13 protein-coding genes are annotated in these 15,913 nt (G+C 65.2%); 7 read left to right on the top strand and 6 right to left on the bottom strand.

The genetic code is table 11. From position 1 onward, the window contains the following. The first annotated feature begins 27 nt into the window (after window positions 1-27). Window positions 28-417 (top strand): hypothetical protein, encoded by a 390-nt coding sequence (locus tag ACP153_RS02360; RefSeq protein WP_424969370.1) that lies wholly within the window; start codon window positions 28-30, stop codon window positions 415-417. A gap of 22 nt (window positions 418-439) precedes the next feature. Here ACP153_RS02360 and glyA read toward each other — a convergent pair whose 3' ends face one another. Further along, complete coding sequence (glyA, locus tag ACP153_RS02355) at window positions 440-1,735, bottom strand: serine hydroxymethyltransferase (protein WP_424969369.1); 1,296 nt, start codon at window positions 1,733-1,735, stop codon at window positions 440-442. Window positions 1,736-1,930: 195 nt separating this feature from the next. Here glyA and ACP153_RS02350 point away from each other — a divergent pair, with 195 nt between their 5' ends. Next, window positions 1,931-2,698 (top strand): NAD kinase, encoded by a 768-nt coding sequence (locus ACP153_RS02350; RefSeq protein ID WP_424969368.1) that lies wholly within the window; start codon window positions 1,931-1,933, stop codon window positions 2,696-2,698. Between the two features lie 50 nt (window positions 2,699-2,748). Here the strand turns inward: ACP153_RS02350 and ACP153_RS02345 are convergent, their stop codons facing one another. The 4 genes from ACP153_RS02345 to ACP153_RS02330 form a co-directional block, all read right to left on the bottom strand. Further along, window positions 2,749-4,143, bottom strand: coding sequence for a sigma-54-dependent transcriptional regulator (locus ACP153_RS02345; protein ID WP_424969367.1), 1,395 nt, complete (start codon window positions 4,141-4,143; stop codon window positions 2,749-2,751). After that, complete coding sequence (locus ACP153_RS02340; RefSeq protein ID WP_424969366.1) at window positions 4,140-5,573, bottom strand: response regulator; 1,434 nt, start codon at window positions 5,571-5,573, stop codon at window positions 4,140-4,142. Before ACP153_RS02340 ends, ACP153_RS02345 begins: the two co-directional genes overlap by 4 nt. A gap of 240 nt (window positions 5,574-5,813) precedes the next feature. Continuing rightward, a complete protein-coding gene (prpE, locus tag ACP153_RS02335; protein ID WP_424969365.1) occupies window positions 5,814-7,706 on the bottom strand; it encodes a propionate-CoA ligase PrpE in 1,893 nt (630 codons plus the stop codon). A 137-nt stretch (window positions 7,707-7,843) separates the two neighbouring features. Further along, window positions 7,844-10,123 (bottom strand): NADP-dependent malic enzyme, encoded by a 2,280-nt coding sequence (locus ACP153_RS02330; protein ID WP_424969364.1) that lies wholly within the window; start codon window positions 10,121-10,123, stop codon window positions 7,844-7,846. A gap of 186 nt (window positions 10,124-10,309) precedes the next feature. Between ACP153_RS02330 and ACP153_RS02325 the strand changes: the two genes are divergently transcribed. Genes ACP153_RS02325 through upp form a run of 5 tightly spaced genes read left to right on the top strand, consistent with a single transcriptional unit; the run spans window position 10,310 to window position 14,823 of the window. Beyond that, a complete protein-coding gene (locus ACP153_RS02325; RefSeq protein ID WP_424969363.1) occupies window positions 10,310-10,702 on the top strand; it encodes a cytidine deaminase in 393 nt (130 codons plus the stop codon). Continuing rightward, on the top strand, window positions 10,699-12,006 hold the full coding sequence (locus ACP153_RS02320; protein ID WP_424969362.1) for a thymidine phosphorylase: 1,308 nt from the start codon (window positions 10,699-10,701) through the stop codon (window positions 12,004-12,006). The genes ACP153_RS02325 and ACP153_RS02320 overlap by 4 nt, the downstream gene beginning before the upstream one ends. Continuing rightward, window positions 12,003-13,202 (top strand): phosphopentomutase, encoded by a 1,200-nt coding sequence (locus ACP153_RS02315; protein WP_424969361.1) that lies wholly within the window; start codon window positions 12,003-12,005, stop codon window positions 13,200-13,202. Before ACP153_RS02320 ends, ACP153_RS02315 begins: the two co-directional genes overlap by 4 nt. Then, window positions 13,199-14,194: an adenosine deaminase gene (locus ACP153_RS02310; RefSeq protein WP_424969360.1), complete on the top strand. Its 996-nt coding sequence runs from the start codon at window positions 13,199-13,201 to the stop codon at window positions 14,192-14,194. Before ACP153_RS02315 ends, ACP153_RS02310 begins: the two co-directional genes overlap by 4 nt. Further along, on the top strand, window positions 14,191-14,823 hold the full coding sequence (upp, locus tag ACP153_RS02305) for a uracil phosphoribosyltransferase (protein WP_424969359.1): 633 nt from the start codon (window positions 14,191-14,193) through the stop codon (window positions 14,821-14,823). Before ACP153_RS02310 ends, upp begins: the two co-directional genes overlap by 4 nt. 1 nt (window position 14,824) lies before the next feature. On the opposite strand, the gene ACP153_RS02300 is transcribed toward upp, so the two are convergent. Beyond that, window positions 14,825-15,841, bottom strand: a complete 1,017-nt coding sequence (locus ACP153_RS02300) for a hypothetical protein (RefSeq protein WP_424969358.1) — start codon at window positions 15,839-15,841, stop codon at window positions 14,825-14,827. Window positions 15,842-15,913: the final 72 nt, after the last annotated feature.

The raw sequence follows: 15,913 nt of genomic DNA, 5'->3' as shown, positions 1-15,913 counted from the left end.
CGCGGTTGCCGCAGATAGCGTCGGTCCATGGCCCGTGCCCGTTTGGATACCGTTTACGACCTGCCGGAGGCGAATCTCGCCCTCGCGGCCGAGATCGGGCGGAAGTTCCGGTCGCGGCCCAAGGATTTGACCGAGGCGCTGCGCCGTGTGAAAGGCGTGATGCCCAAGGCAATGGTGACCGAGTTGCGCGCGGCCATCGAGGCGGAGACCTGGCTCAGCCATCCCCATTGGCACCGCCAGATCGATCTGGGCCAGATGCAGGATATCCATGCGCGGGCGCGGCGGTTTCTCGATGGGGTGAACCCCAAGCGCGATCGGGAGCGGTATTGGCTCGGGATTGCCGCTTGCGTGGTGGTGAACCTCGCGATCCTCGCCGCGCTGTTCGTTCTTGTGGCAAGGTGGCGCGGTCTCATCTGAGACCGCGCGGACCCTCTGCTATTCAGAGGTTGGGGTAGATCGGGAAACGCCCGCAGAGCTCGAGCACTTCGGCGCGCACGGCGGCCTCGACCTCGGCATTGCCATCCTCGCCATTGGCGGCGAGCCCATCGACCACCCGGACGATCCAGTCGGCGATCTGACGGAATTCCGGCGTGCCGAAGCCCCGCGTGGTGCCCGCGGGCGAGCCCAGGCGGATGCCGGAGGTGATCATCGGTTTTTCGGTGTCAAACGGGATGCCGTTCTTGTTGCAGGTGATATGGGCGCGGCCCAGAGCCTTCTCGGTCGCGTTGCCCTTCACGCCCTTGGGGCGCAGATCGACCAGCATCAGATGCGTGTCGGTCCCGCCGGTCACGATGTCGAGCCCGCCCTGCATCAGCTGATCCGCGAGCGCCTGAGCGTTCTCGATCACCTGCGCCTGATAGGTTTTGAACTCGGGACGCAGGGCCTCGCCAAAGGCCACCGCCTTGCCAGCGATCACATGCATCAGTGGCCCGCCCTGGATGCCCGGGAAGATGGCGGAGTTGAACTTCTTCGCCAGCGCCTCGTCATCGGTCAGGATCATGCCGCCACGCGGACCGCGCAGGGTCTTGTGGGTCGTGGTCGTCGCCACATGGGCATGGGGGAAGGGCGAGGGGTAATGGCCCGAAGCCACGAGCCCGGCGAAATGCGCCATATCCACCAGCAGGTAGGCCCCCACCGTATCGGCGATCTCGCGCATCTTGGCGAAATCGATGACCCGCGGAATGGCAGAGCCCCCGGCGATGATCATCTTCGGCTGGTGCTCGGCAGTCAGGGCGGCGATCTGATCGTAATCCACGTCCAGCGTGTCTTCGCGCACGCCGTACTGGATCGCATTGAACCACTTGCCCGACTGGTTCGGGCGCGCGCCGTGGGTCAGGTGCCCACCGGCATCGAGGCTCATGCCCAGAATGGTGTCGCCCGGCTGCAGGAGCGCGGTGAAGACACCCTGGTTCGCCTGGCTGCCGGAGTTCGGCTGCACATTGGCAAAGCCGCAGCCAAAGAGCGCCTTGGCGCGGTCAATGGCCAGCTCTTCTGCGATGTCCACATATTGGCACCCGCCATAATAGCGGCGACCGGGATAGCCTTCGGCGTATTTGTTCGTCATCACCGAGCCCTGCGCCTCCATCACGGCGGCGGAGGTGATGTTCTCGGAGGCGATCAGCTCGATCTCGTCGCGCTGGCGGCCAAGTTCCTGGGTGATCGCGCCAAAAAGCTCGGCATCCCGAGTGGCAAGGGACTCGGTAAAGAAACCGGAATCGCGGTGCGGTGCATTCATCTGGACAGCTCCATTGGTCTAGGACGGGGCACGACCGACGTGCCGTAGTGGAGGTCCATGTAGAGCAAAGAGGGCCCGGGAGAAAGAGTTACCGGTGCGATTTGGCGCAGCGCAGAGGGGAGCGCGCCGCGTATAAGGCCCTTGTGTTTCCGACACGCGCAGGCGAACACTTTTGGAAACGAAAGGCCCCACGCGATGCAAAGCCGCGAAAAGATTGCGTTTCTCGCCAGCCGCGCGCCGGTGGCGCAGGATGCGCGCACGGCGCTCTCGGCGCTCCATGGCGATGTGGCGCCCGAAGAGGCGGATGTGATCGTCGCTCTGGGCGGGGACGGGTTCATGCTGCAGACCCTGCATGCGACCGAAGGGTTGCGCGCGCCGGTCTATGGCATGAATTGCGGCACGATCGGCTTCATGATGAACGAGTATTCCGAGGCGCGCTTGCCGGAGCGTCTCGCCGATGCGGTCGAGGAGGTGATCAACCCGCTGCATATGCGCGCCATCGGCTCGGACGGCACTATTGTCGAGGCGCTGGCGATCAACGAGGTGGCGCTGCTGCGCGCGGGCTCCCAGGCCGCCAAGCTGCGGATCTCGGTAGATGGCCGGGTGCGGATGGATGAGTTGGTCTGCGACGGGGCGCTGGTGGCAACGCCTGCGGGGTCGACCGCCTATAACTACTCCGCCCATGGGCCGATCCTGCCCATCGGGTCGGATGTGCTGGCCCTGACCGCCATGTCCGCCTTCCGGCCCCGGCGCTGGCGCGGGGCGCTCTTGCCGAAAACGGCGATGGTGCGGTTTGACGTGTTGGAGCCGGGCAAGCGCCCGGTCATGGCCGATGCCGATAGCCGCTCGAACCACGAGGTGGTCTCGGTCGAAATCCGCAGCGAGCCGAGTGTGCGCCACCGGCTGCTTTTCGATCCCGGCCACGGGCTCGAAGAGCGTCTGATCCGCGAGCAGTTCGTCTAGTCTGGGTGCAGGGCGGAGCGCCGGGGCCTCGGCGATGCTCCGTCGCGGATCTACTCCGCCGCGTCCTTCATCCAGCTCTCCCGCTTGCGATAGATTGTCGAGGGCGAGAGGTCGAGAACCCGCGCCGCCTTGGGCACGGAGCCGCCATGGCGGGCGATCGTCTCTTCGATCACCATCCGCTCGATCTCGGCCATGGTTCGGCCCACGAGCCCATCGAGGGAGACCACCGGTTTGCTCGGTGAGTTCGCGGCCAGAGGATCCTCGCCGCTGGTCATTGCCTCATGGTGGTGCAAGATCTCCAGCGGCAGCATGGTTTGCGTGACCATCTGCCCGTCATTCAGGACCACCACATTGCGCATCACATTGATGACCTGGCGGACATTTCCGGGCCAGGGCAGGGTGCGAAAGAGCTGCTCCACCTCGGGCGAGAGCCCGGTGAAGCTGCGCCCTTCCTCGCTGGAAAAGCTCTGCACCGCGTGGCGCGCGATCGAGATCACGTCATCCCCGCGTTCGCGCAGGGGCGGCAGGTGGATCGGAACAACCTGGAGCCGGTAATAGAGGTCCTCGCGGAAGCGCCCCTTGCGCACTTCCTCCAGCGGGTTGCGGTTGGTGGCGCAGATGATCCGCGCATTGACCTTGCGGGCCCGGGTCGCACCCACGGGCTGGATCGTCGAGGTTTGCAGGAACCGCAGAAGCTTGGTCTGCAGGTTGAGATCCATCTCGCATATCTCGTCGAGGAACAGTGTCCCGCCATCGGCTGCGGCGGCCGCGCCGATCTTGTCGGCAATGGCCCCGGTGAAGGACCCGCGCAAATGGCCGAACACCTCGGATTCCAGCAGGTCCGACGGGATCGCCCCGCAATTCAGCGGCACAAAAGGCTTCTCCGCCCGGGTCGAGCTGTCATGGACCGCCTGGGCGCAGACCTCCTTGCCGGTTCCGCTCTCGCCGGTGATGAAGACGGTCGCCATGGAGCGGCTGACCGACTGGATGCGGCGATAGACATCCTGCATCGCCTCGGAACTGCCGATGAAGCCACGGAAATCGCTGAGCACTTCCGGCGTCTCGCCCGAGGGGCGCGCCTGATCCCGTAGCGCGTTGTCGATGGCGGCGAGGAAGCGACCCTCGTCAAAGGGTTTGACCAGAAACTCATAGGCCCCGACGCGCATGGCTTCGACCGCGCGGTTGATCGAGCCATTGGCGGTGATCACCACGAAACGCGCCTCGGGCACAAGCTCAAGACATTCGCGCATCAGGTCGAGCCCGTCCCGATCCGGCAGCATCAGATCGAGAACAACAACGCGCGGCTTCTCGCGCTTGAAGGCGGCCAGACCGTTATCGGCCGTGTCGGCACAGGTCACTTTGTGACCGGCGCCGCGGATAATCGCGTCGTAAACAAGTTGCAGCGAGGGGGTGTCCTCGATCAGCAGGATAGGCGGCGCACTCATGCAGACGTGGTCCTTTCAGCGGCTTCGCGGTCGATCACTGTCAACAATTCGTCGATCCGCGCCTTCGCCTCGCTCCCCAGCGTAACGATTTCGCATTCATCCATTCGGTGGGCCGCGGCGTTCAACGTCGAGGCCAGAGTATGTAGCCGGTCCGCGCCGACCGCGCCCGCAAGCGAGATCAGCACATGGGTCTCGGCGCGCAGGGCCGATTGGTCCATGACCGGGATCGCGGCCCGCAGATTGCTGTCCACCCGACGCAAATCTGCGGCCAGCCGGCTCAGAAGCTCGGCAGCGCCCTCGGTTCCGGCAATTTCCAGCAGCCGCTCAAACCGGCTGCGATCTGCAAGCGGCGTGCCGCTGCCGGTGCTCTGGGTCAGGGCAGGGCGGCTCGCGCCCAGATACTGGCCCAGGGTTTCGGCAAAGCTTTCGAGCGACATGATCGGCTTGGCGATGATCGCATCGGTCCCCGCCTGATAAATCGCCTCGCGGTTCGAGCGCAGCACATAAGCTGTCAGCGCGACGAGCGGCATCTCCGCCACCTCATCCTCGCGCGCGCGGATCGTGCGGATGACCTCGATCCCGTTCAGCCGGGGCATCTCGATATCCACCAGCGCCAGATCATAGCGCCGCTCTTCCAGCGCCTCGAGCGCGGCGACGCCGTCCGCGGCGATGTCGCATGTCGCACCCACCGCCTCCAGCATTTGCGTGGTCAGGATCTGGTTCGTCTCATTGTCCTCGGCCACGAGGATATGCTTGCCCGCGAAGCTCGGCACATTGCCTTGCTCCGCCGCTGCGGCAGCGCCGGGGGTCCAGACAAATTCCGGGATGCTGAGCGAGACCAGTGCGCCCCCTTTCGAGCGGTTCGACACCAGAAGCCGCGCGCCCATCGTATCCGACAGCTCCTTGGCGATATGCAGGCCCAGCCCGGTCCCGGGCTTCTGGGCGTCTTCGGGCCGCCCGCGCAGCTGGAACAGAAGGGCCAGAGCGGAATCCGAGAAGCCCGGCCCGTCATCCAGCACCCGAAACTGCAAGTCCCGCCCTGGGAGAAGGGCCACATCCAGCCGAACGCTCCCCCGCTCGGTGTATTTCATGGCGTTGCTGATCAGGTTGCCCAGCACCCGCTCCAACGCGACGCGATCGATTGAGACCACCGTTGGCACATCATCGGCAATCGCCATCTCGAAGGCGAGATCCGAGGCGATCGCCCGCCCGGACCAGCGCGAGTCCAGATCATGGAGGAACCGTCCGAGGCTCAGTTTCTGCCCCGGATTGCGCGGGGCGTCGTGGCCCTCATTGGCCCAGGACAGGATGTCTTCGACCAGTCGCGCCAGAACCTCACCCGAGGATCGGACCCGATCCAGCTGCGCTCGGGTTTCGGGATCGAGCGCATCGAGATCCACCAGGCGGAGACCACCAATCACGTCAGACATTGCCCCCCGAACATCGTGGGACAGCATGCTGATCTGGTCCGATGCCGCGACGGACAGGCCGTCTCCGCTTCGAACAAATGTGGCGTCCCCTGAGGTCACGTGTTTTGCGTCATCCAGTCGGTTGGTCGCGTTGAGCCCAGCTTGATCAGTTCAGCGCAGGGTTGTGTGCTAAAACCTATGCCAGAAGGCAGGATTTACAAAACGAAAAACGTTCTTTTTAAAGCCAACGCTGCGGAAACTTTACCCTTTCGGATAGCCCAAAGCTTGTAACGCTTCCGTGATCTCGTCGAGAATGGCGGGATCATCGATCGTCGCGGGCATTTTCCAGGCAGTGCCATCGGCGATGTTGACCATCGTGCCGCGCAGGATCTTGCCCGAGCGCGTCTTGGGCAGGCGGTCCACCACCGTGGCCAGCTTGAAGGCCGCGACCGGTCCGATCTTCTCGCGGACGAGCTTGACGCTCTCTGCGACGATCTCCTCATGGGGGCGGTTCACGCCCGCGCTGAGGCAGAGAAAGCCCATGGGCATCTGGCCCTTCAGAGCGTCCGCCACGCCGATCACGGCGCATTCCGCCACATCCGGATGGCTGGCCAGAACCTCTTCCATGGCCCCCGTGGACAGGCGGTGCCCGGCCACGTTGATCACGTCATCGGTGCGCGCCATGATGTAGAGATAGCCATCCTCATCGATATAGCCTGCATCGCCGGTCTCATAGTAGCCGGGGAAGGTGGTCAGATAGCTTTTGACGAAACGCGCCTCGGCATTCCACAGATTGGGGAGGGTGCCCGGCGCCAGAGGCAGCTTGATCGCGATGGCGCCGAGGGTGCCGGGTTCGACCGGGTGGCCACCCTCATCCAGAACCTGCACATCGTATCCAGGCATGGCGACCGAGGGGCTGCCGATCTTCACGGGCAGATGCTCGATCCCCATGGGGTTGGCGGCGATGGCCCAGCCGGTTTCGGTCTGCCACCAGTGGTCGATCACCGGCACGCCGAGCTTGTCCATGGTCCATTCGATCGTGTCCGGATCCGCGCGCTCGCCCGCCAGATAGATGCAGCGCAGGTGCGACAGGTCGTATTTGCCGACAAACTCGCCCTTGGGGTCCTCGCGCTTGACCGCGCGCAGGGCGGTGGGCGCGGTGAAGAAGGAGGTCACCTTATGCTCGGAGATCACCCGCCAGAAAGTGCCCGCATCGGGCGTGCCCACGGGCTTGCCCTCGAACACGATGGTGGTGTTGCCGTGAATGAGCGGCCCGTAGCAGATATAGGAGTGCCCCACGACCCAGCCCACATCGGAGGCCGCCCAGAACACCTCGCCCGGCTCAACATTGTAGATCGCCTTCATCGTCCAGTTCAGCGCCACCAGATGTCCGGCGGTGGGGCGCATCACGCCCTTGGGCTGACCGGTCGTGCCGGAGGTATAGAGGATATAGGCCGGGTGGTTGCCCGAGACGGGCACGCACTCCGCCGGCTCCACGCCGAACTGCGCCTCATGCCAGTCATAGTCGCGGCCCTCTTCCAGATGAGCCACTTCCTGTTCGCGCTGATAGATCAGGCAGAACTCCGGCTTGTGCTCGGCCAGATCAATCGCGCCATCCAGCAGCGGCTTGTAATGCACGACCCGGCCCGGCTCGATCCCGCAGGAGGCGGCGAGGATCGCCTTGGGTGTCGCATCGTCGATCCGCACGGCCAGCTCATTGGCGGCAAACCCGCCGAACACCACCGAGTGGATCGCCCCAAGGCGGGAGCAGGCCAGCATCGCCTCAAGCGCTTGGGGCACCATGGGCATATAGATCAGAACCCGGTCGCCCTTTTCCACGCCCTTGGCACGCAGCGCGCCGGCGAGCATCGAGACCCGCTCCTGCAGCTCGGCGAAGGTGATCTCCTGCTTGGTGTGGGTGACCGGGCTGTCATAGATGATCGCCACGCGGTCGCCATTCCCGGCCTCCACATGCCGGTCCACCGCGTTGTAGCAGGTGTTCACCTCGGCATCGGTGAACCATTCGTAAAGCGGCGCGTTCTCGTCATTCAGCGCCTTGCTCGGCGGGGTGACCCAATCAATCGCCTGCGCGGCGTCCATCCAGAACCCCTCAGGATCAGATTTCCAAGCGGCATAGGTATTTGCATAGGTCATGTGGGCCTCCTCAACATCGCGGGCATTCTTGAGGGACGGCCCCGCGAGGGCAAGGCCCGCGCCTGCGACTGATTGCGCAAACGCAGGGGGGGCAGGGCGGCGCGGTTGTAATCCGCGCCCGCCGATGCTTATCGGGCTTAGCCGTAATGGGCGACAGGCGTTCCCGCGACTGCGGACATGTTCAGCAAACCGCGTGCCGTGATGGAGGGTGTCACCACATGGGCGCGGTTGCCAAGCCCCATGAGGATCGGTCCAACTTCGAGCCCGTTTGCCTTCATCTTCAGGATGTTGCGCACGCCCGAGGCCGCGTCGCTATTGGCAAAGACCAGCACGTTGGCCGCGCCCTGCATCCGCGAATGGGGGAAGATCCGGTCGCGCAGCTCGGGGTCGAGGGCGCTGTCCGTATGCATCTCGCCCTCATAGCAGAAATCCACGTTTTGACCGTCGAGGATCTTCATCGCAGCGCGCATCCGGTGGCCAGAATCGATGTCGAGATTGCCGAATTGGGAGTGCGAGCAAAGCGCGATATTCGGCTCAAGCCCGAAGCGGCGCACATGACGCGCCGCGCCACAGACCGTTTCGGCGATCTGCTCGGGCGTCGGGGTCGCGTGCACATGGGTGTCCGCAATGAAGAGCGGCCCATCTTCGAGGATCATCAGGCTGAGCGCGCCCACGGGATGATGCCCGCCATCGTCCAGCGTCTCGCAGACATAGTTCAGATGCCACAGATACTGGCCGAACGTGCCGCAGATCAGGCTGTCCGCATCGCCGCGCCGCACCATGATCGCGGCAATCGCCGTGGTATTGGTACGCAGCACGGCCTTGGCGATGTCGGGCGTGACGCCCTTACGCTCCATGATGCCGTGATAGGTCTCCCAATACTCGCGGTAGCGCGGGTCGTTTTCCGGGTTCACCAGCTCGAAATCCCGATCCGGGCGGATCGGCAGGCCCGCGCGCTCACACCGGGCAATCACCACCTCGGGACGACCGATCAGGATCGGCTTGTCCGTTGTCTGCTCGATCATGGCATTGGCCGCGCGGAGCACGCGCTCATCCTCGCCCTCGGCAAAGACGATGTTGCGCTCGGCCTGGGCCGCGGCATCGAAAACCGGGCGCATGATCATGGCAGATTTGAAGACCGACCCGTCCAGCGCCGCCTTGTAGGCGTCCAGATCCGCGATCGGGCGCTCGGCCACACCGGAGGAGATCGCAGCCCGCGCCACGGCGGTGGCGACCACGCCCATCAGGCGCGGATCGAACGGTTTCGGGATCAGGTAATCGGGGCCAAAGGTCATCTGCTCGCCGCGATAGGCCGCTGCCGCTTCGGCGCTGGTTGTGGCGCGGGCAAGCTCCGCGATCCCTTCGATGCAGCTGAGCTGCATGGCGTCGTTGATCTCGGTGGCCCCCACATCCAGCGCACCGCGGAAGATGAAGGGGAAACAGAGCACGTTATTGACCTGATTGGGATAATCCGTGCGGCCTGTGGCGATGATCGCGTCCGGGACGGTTTCCTTGACCAGTTCGGGCATGATCTCGGGTGTGGGGTTCGCGAGCGCGAAAATGATCGGCTTGTCGGCCATGCGCGCGACCATTTCTGGCGTGATGACCCCGGGAGCAGAGAGGCCGAGGAACATATCCGCGCCGCCGATCACCTCATCGATGGAGCGCGCGTCGGTGTCCTGGGCAAAGGCCTCCTTCTGCGGTGTCATCTCTTCGGTGCGGCCCTTATAGACCACGCCGGCAATGTCGCAGAGGGTGACGTTCTCGCGCCGCACACCGAGTTTCAGCAGCATGTTGAGGCAGGCGATGCCGGCCGCGCCGCCACCGGTGGAAACGATCTTGAGGTCCTCGAACTTGCGGCCTGTGACCCGCAAAGCGTTGGTCGCCGCCGCGCCGACCACGATGGCCGTGCCGTGCTGGTCGTCATGAAAGACGGGGATGTTCATCCGCTCGCGGCAGATCTTCTCGACGATGAAGCAATCGGGGGCCTTGATATCCTCGAGATTGATCGCGCCAAAGGTCGGCTCCAGCGCGCAGACGAGCTCGGCCAGCTTCTCCGGGTCTTTCTCGTTCAACTCGATATCGAAACAGTCGATATTGGCGAACTTCTTGAAGAGGACGGCCTTGCCCTCCATCACCGGCTTGGACGCGAGCCCGCCGATATTGCCAAGACCCAGCACCGCCGTACCATTCGAGACCACGCCCACCAGATTGCCGCGCCCGGTATATTGCGCGGCCGTGCTCGGATCCGCCTTGATCTCAAGGCAGGCTTCCGCAACGCCCGGCGAATAGGCGCGCGCCAGATCCAGCTGGTTCGCCAGCGGCTTGGTCGCGCGGACCTCCAGCTTGCCGGGACGCGGATGCGAATGATAGTGAAGCGCCGCCTGGCGGGCGCTGTCGTCTTTACTCGTGGACACGGGACCCCTCCCCAATCTCAAATTAGTTTAGACTTAAACCATCTCATTCCCCTAGGGAATGGAAATCCACCCCAAAGGCTTGCGGCGGATCCACTCAGGGGGGTAAGCCGACCATAAGCTGCGCTTGCGGGCTTGCAAACCGCCGCGCCGCGCCCCACTCTGATCCCTGATCAAGGAGGGTGTGGAATGGAGCTGCTGGACGCTGCCCGCGCGGTGCGTGAAAACGCCTATGCGCCCTATTCGAATTTCAAGGTCGGTGCTGCGGTTCGGTCGGCGTCTGGCGTGATCTACACGGGCTGCAATGTGGAAAATGTTGCTTATCCCGAAGGCACTTGCGCCGAGGCAGGCGCCATCGCGGCCATGATCGCCGCCGGGGAGACGGCCCTTGTGGAAGTGGCCGTGATCGCCGGAAGCCCGGACCCGGTCCCGCCCTGCGGAGGATGCCGTCAGAAGCTCAAGGAGTTCGGCGCGGCCGATGTGCCCGTGCTCATGGCGACCACTTCCGGCGGCGAGCTGTCCATGACCTTGGGCGAGCTTTTGCCGGGCGCGTTTGATCCCGGCCACCTGGAGGGATCTTGACCACCCGCACCGTGATCGAAGCTGTGCGCGATCGCACCCCGCTGCCTGCGGGCGCATTGCGGAGCTTTGCGAACGGGCTCGCGGATGGCTCGGTCTCCGACGCGCAGGTGGGGGCCTTTGCCATGGCCGCGCTGCTGAATGGTCTCGGCCCCTCGGGGCGCGTGCGCCTGACCGAAGCCATGCGGGACAGCGGCGATGTGCTCAGCTGGGATCTGCCGGGGCCCGTCCTCGACAAGCATTCCACGGGTGGGATCGGCGACACGGTCTCGCTCCTGCTGGCCCCCGCGCTCGCAGCCTGCGGAGCCTATGTGCCGATGATTTCGGGACGAGGGCTCGGCCATACCGGAGGCACGCTCGACAAGCTCGAGGCGCTTGAAGGGTACCGCACCAACATCTCCGAGGCGCAACTGCGCAAGGTCGTGGCCGAAGCCGGCTGTGCGATTGTCGGGGCCACGGGGCGGATCGCGCCAGCGGATCGGCGGCTCTACGCAGTGCGCGACGTGACCGCCACGGTGGAGAGCATCGATCTCATCACGGCCTCGATCCTGTCAAAGAAACTGGCGGCGGGACTCGGTGGCCTGGTGCTCGATGTCAAGTGTGGCTCCGGAGCGTTCCTGCCGACGCAGGAGGCCGCGACTGCGCTGGCCGAAGCCTTGGTCGAGACCGCGAATGGCGCGGGCTGCCCGACCATCGCCTTGCTGACGGATATGGACCAGTCTCTCGCGACTGCCGCTGGCAATGCGTTGGAGCTCGCCGAAGTGCTGCGCATCCTGCGCGGTGAGGCGACAAGTCCGCGCCTGCGGGCAGCAACCGTGTCCCTTGGCGGTGCTCTGCTCAGCCTCGGCGGGCTCGCGCCGGACAGTGCTGCGGGGTCGGATGCGATGGATCGCGTGCTGCGCGAGGGTCGCGCGGCGGAGGTATTCGACCGGATGGTGGCGGCGCTGGGCGGGCCGCGGGATGTGGTTGCCCAAGGCTTGTCGGGCCTCCCCGAAGCGCCGATCCTGCGCGAGGTCCCGGCCCCGCGCGCCGGAGTGCTCACCGCTTGCGATGCCCGGGCGCTTGGTTGGGCGGTGGTTGCTCTGGGCGGTGGTCGCCAGACCGAAACGGACCGGATCGACCCGGCTGTAGGGCTGTCGGACCTGCTGCCGCTCGGAACAAAGGTTGTCGCGGGACAGCCGCTCGCGCGGGTCCATGCCGCGCGGGAGGAGGCTGCCGACCGTGCCGTTGCGCAAGTTCAGGCGGCCTTCACACTCGGCGATGCCCATGAGGCCGCGCCGCTGATCCTTGGGGAGGTGCGCCCATGACCCGGGCCTTTCTGATCGTGATGGACAGCGTCGGCTGCGGTGGCGCGCCGGATGCCGCGGATTTCGGGGATGACGGGGCGAACACCCTGGGTCATATCGCGCAAGCCTGCGCTGAGGGGCGCGCCGAAGAGGGGCGCAGCGGGCCGCTGCGGATGCCCGTGCTGGACGGGCTCGGCTTGGGGGCTGCGATCAAGCTGGCGTCCGGGCTGGAGGTACCGGGCCTCGGGGCCACGCCCACCGGGCTCTGGGGTGCCGCGACCGAGCTTTCCCCGGGCAAGGACACCCCCACGGGCCATTGGGAGCTTGCCGGCGTGCCGGTCCCTTGGGACTGGACCGTCTTTCCCACCAGCGACCCGGTTTTCCCGGCTGATCTTCTGGCGCAGACTGCCGCGCTGGCAGGCACCGAGGGAACACTCTGCAATGCCCATGCTTCCGGAACCGAGGTGATCTCGCGGCTCGGGGCGGAGCACATGCGCACAGGCTGGCCGATCTGCTACACCTCCGCCGACAGCGTGTTCCAAATCGCCGCCCATGAAGAGGCGTTCGGTCTCGAGAGATTGCTGACCCTTTGCGAAACGCTGGCGCCCACCCTCCACGCGATGAAGGTCGGGCGGGTGATCGCGCGGCCCTTCATTGGCTCCGAGGCTGAGGGCTTCACCCGCACCCAGAACCGTCGCGACTATGCCATTGCGCCCCCGGGGGCCACGCTCTGCGATCGCGCGCAAGAGGCCGGTCGCCGGGTCCATGCCATTGGCAAGATCAAGGATATCTTCTCAGGCCAAGGCATCGACACCGTGGTCAAGGGCACGGACGCAGCCCTGATGGAAGCGCTGATCGCCTCTGGCGAGGTGGCCGAAGAAGGTGCGCTGGTCTTCGCGAATTTCGTGGAGTTCGACAGCCTTTATGGCCATCGCCGCGATGTCTCGGGCTATGCCCGTGCGTTGGAATGGTTCGACGCCTCTCTGCCCCGTTTCCTCGCCACGCTGCGGCCCGGAGATCTGGCGATCTTCACCGCCGATCATGGCAATGACCCCACTTGGCATGGTAGCGAACACACGCGCGAGCGGGTGCCGGTGATCGGCGGCGGCGTCGGGGTGAAATCCATCGGTCATGTTGGATTTCAGGATGTTGGTGCCAGTGTTGCGGCGCATCTGGGGTTGAAAATGTTGGAAAAAGACAAGGTATTTTTGTCGTGAAAGAGCTTCCGAAACTGGAACTGCACCTCCATCTTGAGGGAGCCGCCCCGCCGGAGTTCATCCGTGAACTGGCCGCCGAGAAATCCGTCAACCTGACGGGTATCTTCGATGAGGCCGGGGCCTATCGCTACAAGGATTTTGTGGATTTCCTGCGGGTCTATGAGGCCGCCTGCACCGTGTTGCAGACGCCTCAGGACTTCTATCGCCTGACCCGCGCGGTACTGGCGGCCTCTGCAGCCGAAGGGGTGATCTATACGGAATCCTTCCTCAGCCCGGATTTCTGCGGGGACCGGGATCTCGCCGCCTGGCGCGACTATCTCGCTGCCATTGAGGAAGCCGCCCGAGATGCGGAAGCCGCCGACGGGATCGTCATGCGCGGGATCGTCACCTGTATCCGCCATTTCGGCCCCGACAAGGCAAAGGAGACCGCCCTTTGCGCTGCCGAGACTGCGGGCCGCTTCATCACCGGGCTGGGCCTTGCCGGGGATGAGAATATGGGCGCGCCCAAGGACTTCGCCTATTCCTTCGACATGGCGCGCGAGGCGGAGCTGGCGCTCACGGCCCATGCGGGCGAGTGGGGCGGGCCGCAATCCGTGCGCGATGCCTGGCAGGATCTGGGCGTCTCGCGGATCGGCCACGGGGTTCATGCGATCCAGGATCCGGCCCTGATGGAGGCGCTGGCCGAAGCCGGTGTCGTGCTGGAGGTCTGCCCGGGCTCCAACATCGCGCTCAAGGTCTATGAGGCCTGGCGGGATCACCCGATCGACCGTCTGCGCCGGGCGGGCGTGCCCGTCACTGTCAGCACCGATGACCCGCCGTTCTTCCACACCACCATGTCCCGGGAATACGAGAACCTCGCCCATCACTTCGGCTGGGACCTGCCGGAGTTTGCCGCGATCAGCGACACCGCCCTCGACGCCGCCTTCTGCGACGCGGAGACCAAGACCACCCTGCGCGCCAAACTGGACGCCACTTTCGGAGACCTCTCATGACCGAGCATTGCACAATCGTCGACCACCCGCTTGTGCAGCACAAGCTGACCCTGATGCGGGACAAGGCGACCTCGACCTCCGAGTTTCGGCGGCTGCTGCAGGAGATCGCGCTGCTTCTGGCCTATGAGGTCACGCGGGACCTGCCGATGAAGAGCGAGCAGATCGAGACGCCGATCCAGCCCATGGATGCGCCCAAGCTCGAGGGCAAGAAGCTTGCGCTGATCTCGATCCTGCGGGCGGGGAACGGGTTGCTTGACGGGGTGCTGCAGCTGATCCCGTCGGCGCGGGTCGGCTTTGTCGGGCTCTACCGGGATGAAGAAACGCTGGAGCCGGTGCAGTATTACTTCAAGGTGCCCGATGCCCTGTCCGAGCGCCGGGTGATCGCCGTCGATCCGATGCTGGCCACGGGCAATTCCTCGGCGGCGGCGATCGATCTGCTGAAGGAGGCGGGGGCTACGGATATCCGGTTCCTCTGTCTGCTCGCGGCCCCCGAAGGAGTGGCGCGGATGAAAGAGGCACACCCGGATGTGCCGGTTGTGACCGCCGCCGTGGACAGTCATCTGAACGAGAAGGGCTATATCGTGCCCGGTCTCGGCGATGCGGGCGACCGGCTTTTCGGCACGAAGTAACTCAGCGCTCGCAGAGGGCCTGCAGCACGATCCAGGAATTGTCGTCGAGCACGATGGGACTGTCCGTGCCGCGATAGGGGTCCGCCTCGATCAGGGCGAGCGTCGTCTCGCCGGTGACATCCAGCGCGCGCGCATAGGGCGTCGTCGCCACCCGCGCCCGGGCGAAGCGGTTCAACAGGGCCGCATCGGACACCTCCGGCGCCGGGGCCGTCAGCAGGTGACGGGCATAGCGCGACAGGGCGATCTCCGGGAAATGCCCGGTGGTCAGGAAGCGCAGGGTGGTGAAGGTGCCAAGCTCCTCCAGCATGACACGCAACGGGTCCGAGCTCTCGGCCTGGGCGAGCTTGGCCAGGATATGACCCGCCGCGATATCGGCGGTCTCGTGATCCTCAATCGTGCTCCGTCCCAGCACGATCAGCGGACCGGGCAGGAGCAAGGCCTGCTCAACCCCCGTACGCACCACATGGACCCGCGGCGCATCCGGGCGCGCCACACGCTGGACCATCCGGGTCAGAACGCGGCTGCCTTCGGGCGTGTCGCAAACAGGACCGGTCATCGGCTCCAACGCGCCGAGCACATTGACCCCGATGGCCGCGCGCTGGGCGATGGGCACAACGGAGGTCGCGTGATCCTTGATCGCATCGGGCAGCCAGAGCGCGCCAAGCGTGATCACCACCACCGCCGCGCTCACCGCACTCAGAAGGCGCAAGCGCCCGGGCTTGGGCTCGGCCTTGCGCACGGCCTGTTGCACCTTTTCGATGGCGTCGATCATGTCCGGATCCGCAATCTCAAGGGTCTCATCCGCATCCGGTCCGGGGGTGAAGAGCGCCGGGCGCACGCCGGGGTTCTGCCGCTCGATCGCGGGCAGGGACCAGTGGGAGAGCGGCGCCTCGGTCTTGTCGGCGATCACCAGAGACGCGGTGCCCACAAAGACATAGACATCACGGCGCTGGGCCTCTTCGCCCGCGCGCCAGAGGCCCGTGGATTCCAGACGGATATAGTCCTTGAGGGCGGTCACTGCCGAAAATGCCTGTCGATTATACGTTGCCCGGCACCCTAGCGGGTTGTCCGGGCAGCCTCAATCGCCCGT

The sequence above is a fragment of the Dinoroseobacter sp. S76 genome, assembly GCF_049801095.1.
Classification (GTDB): Bacteria; Pseudomonadota; Alphaproteobacteria; order Rhodobacterales; family Rhodobacteraceae; genus Dinoroseobacter.
Note: the sequence above shows the minus strand (reverse complement) of the source record. Positions and strands in the feature narration are given on the sequence as shown.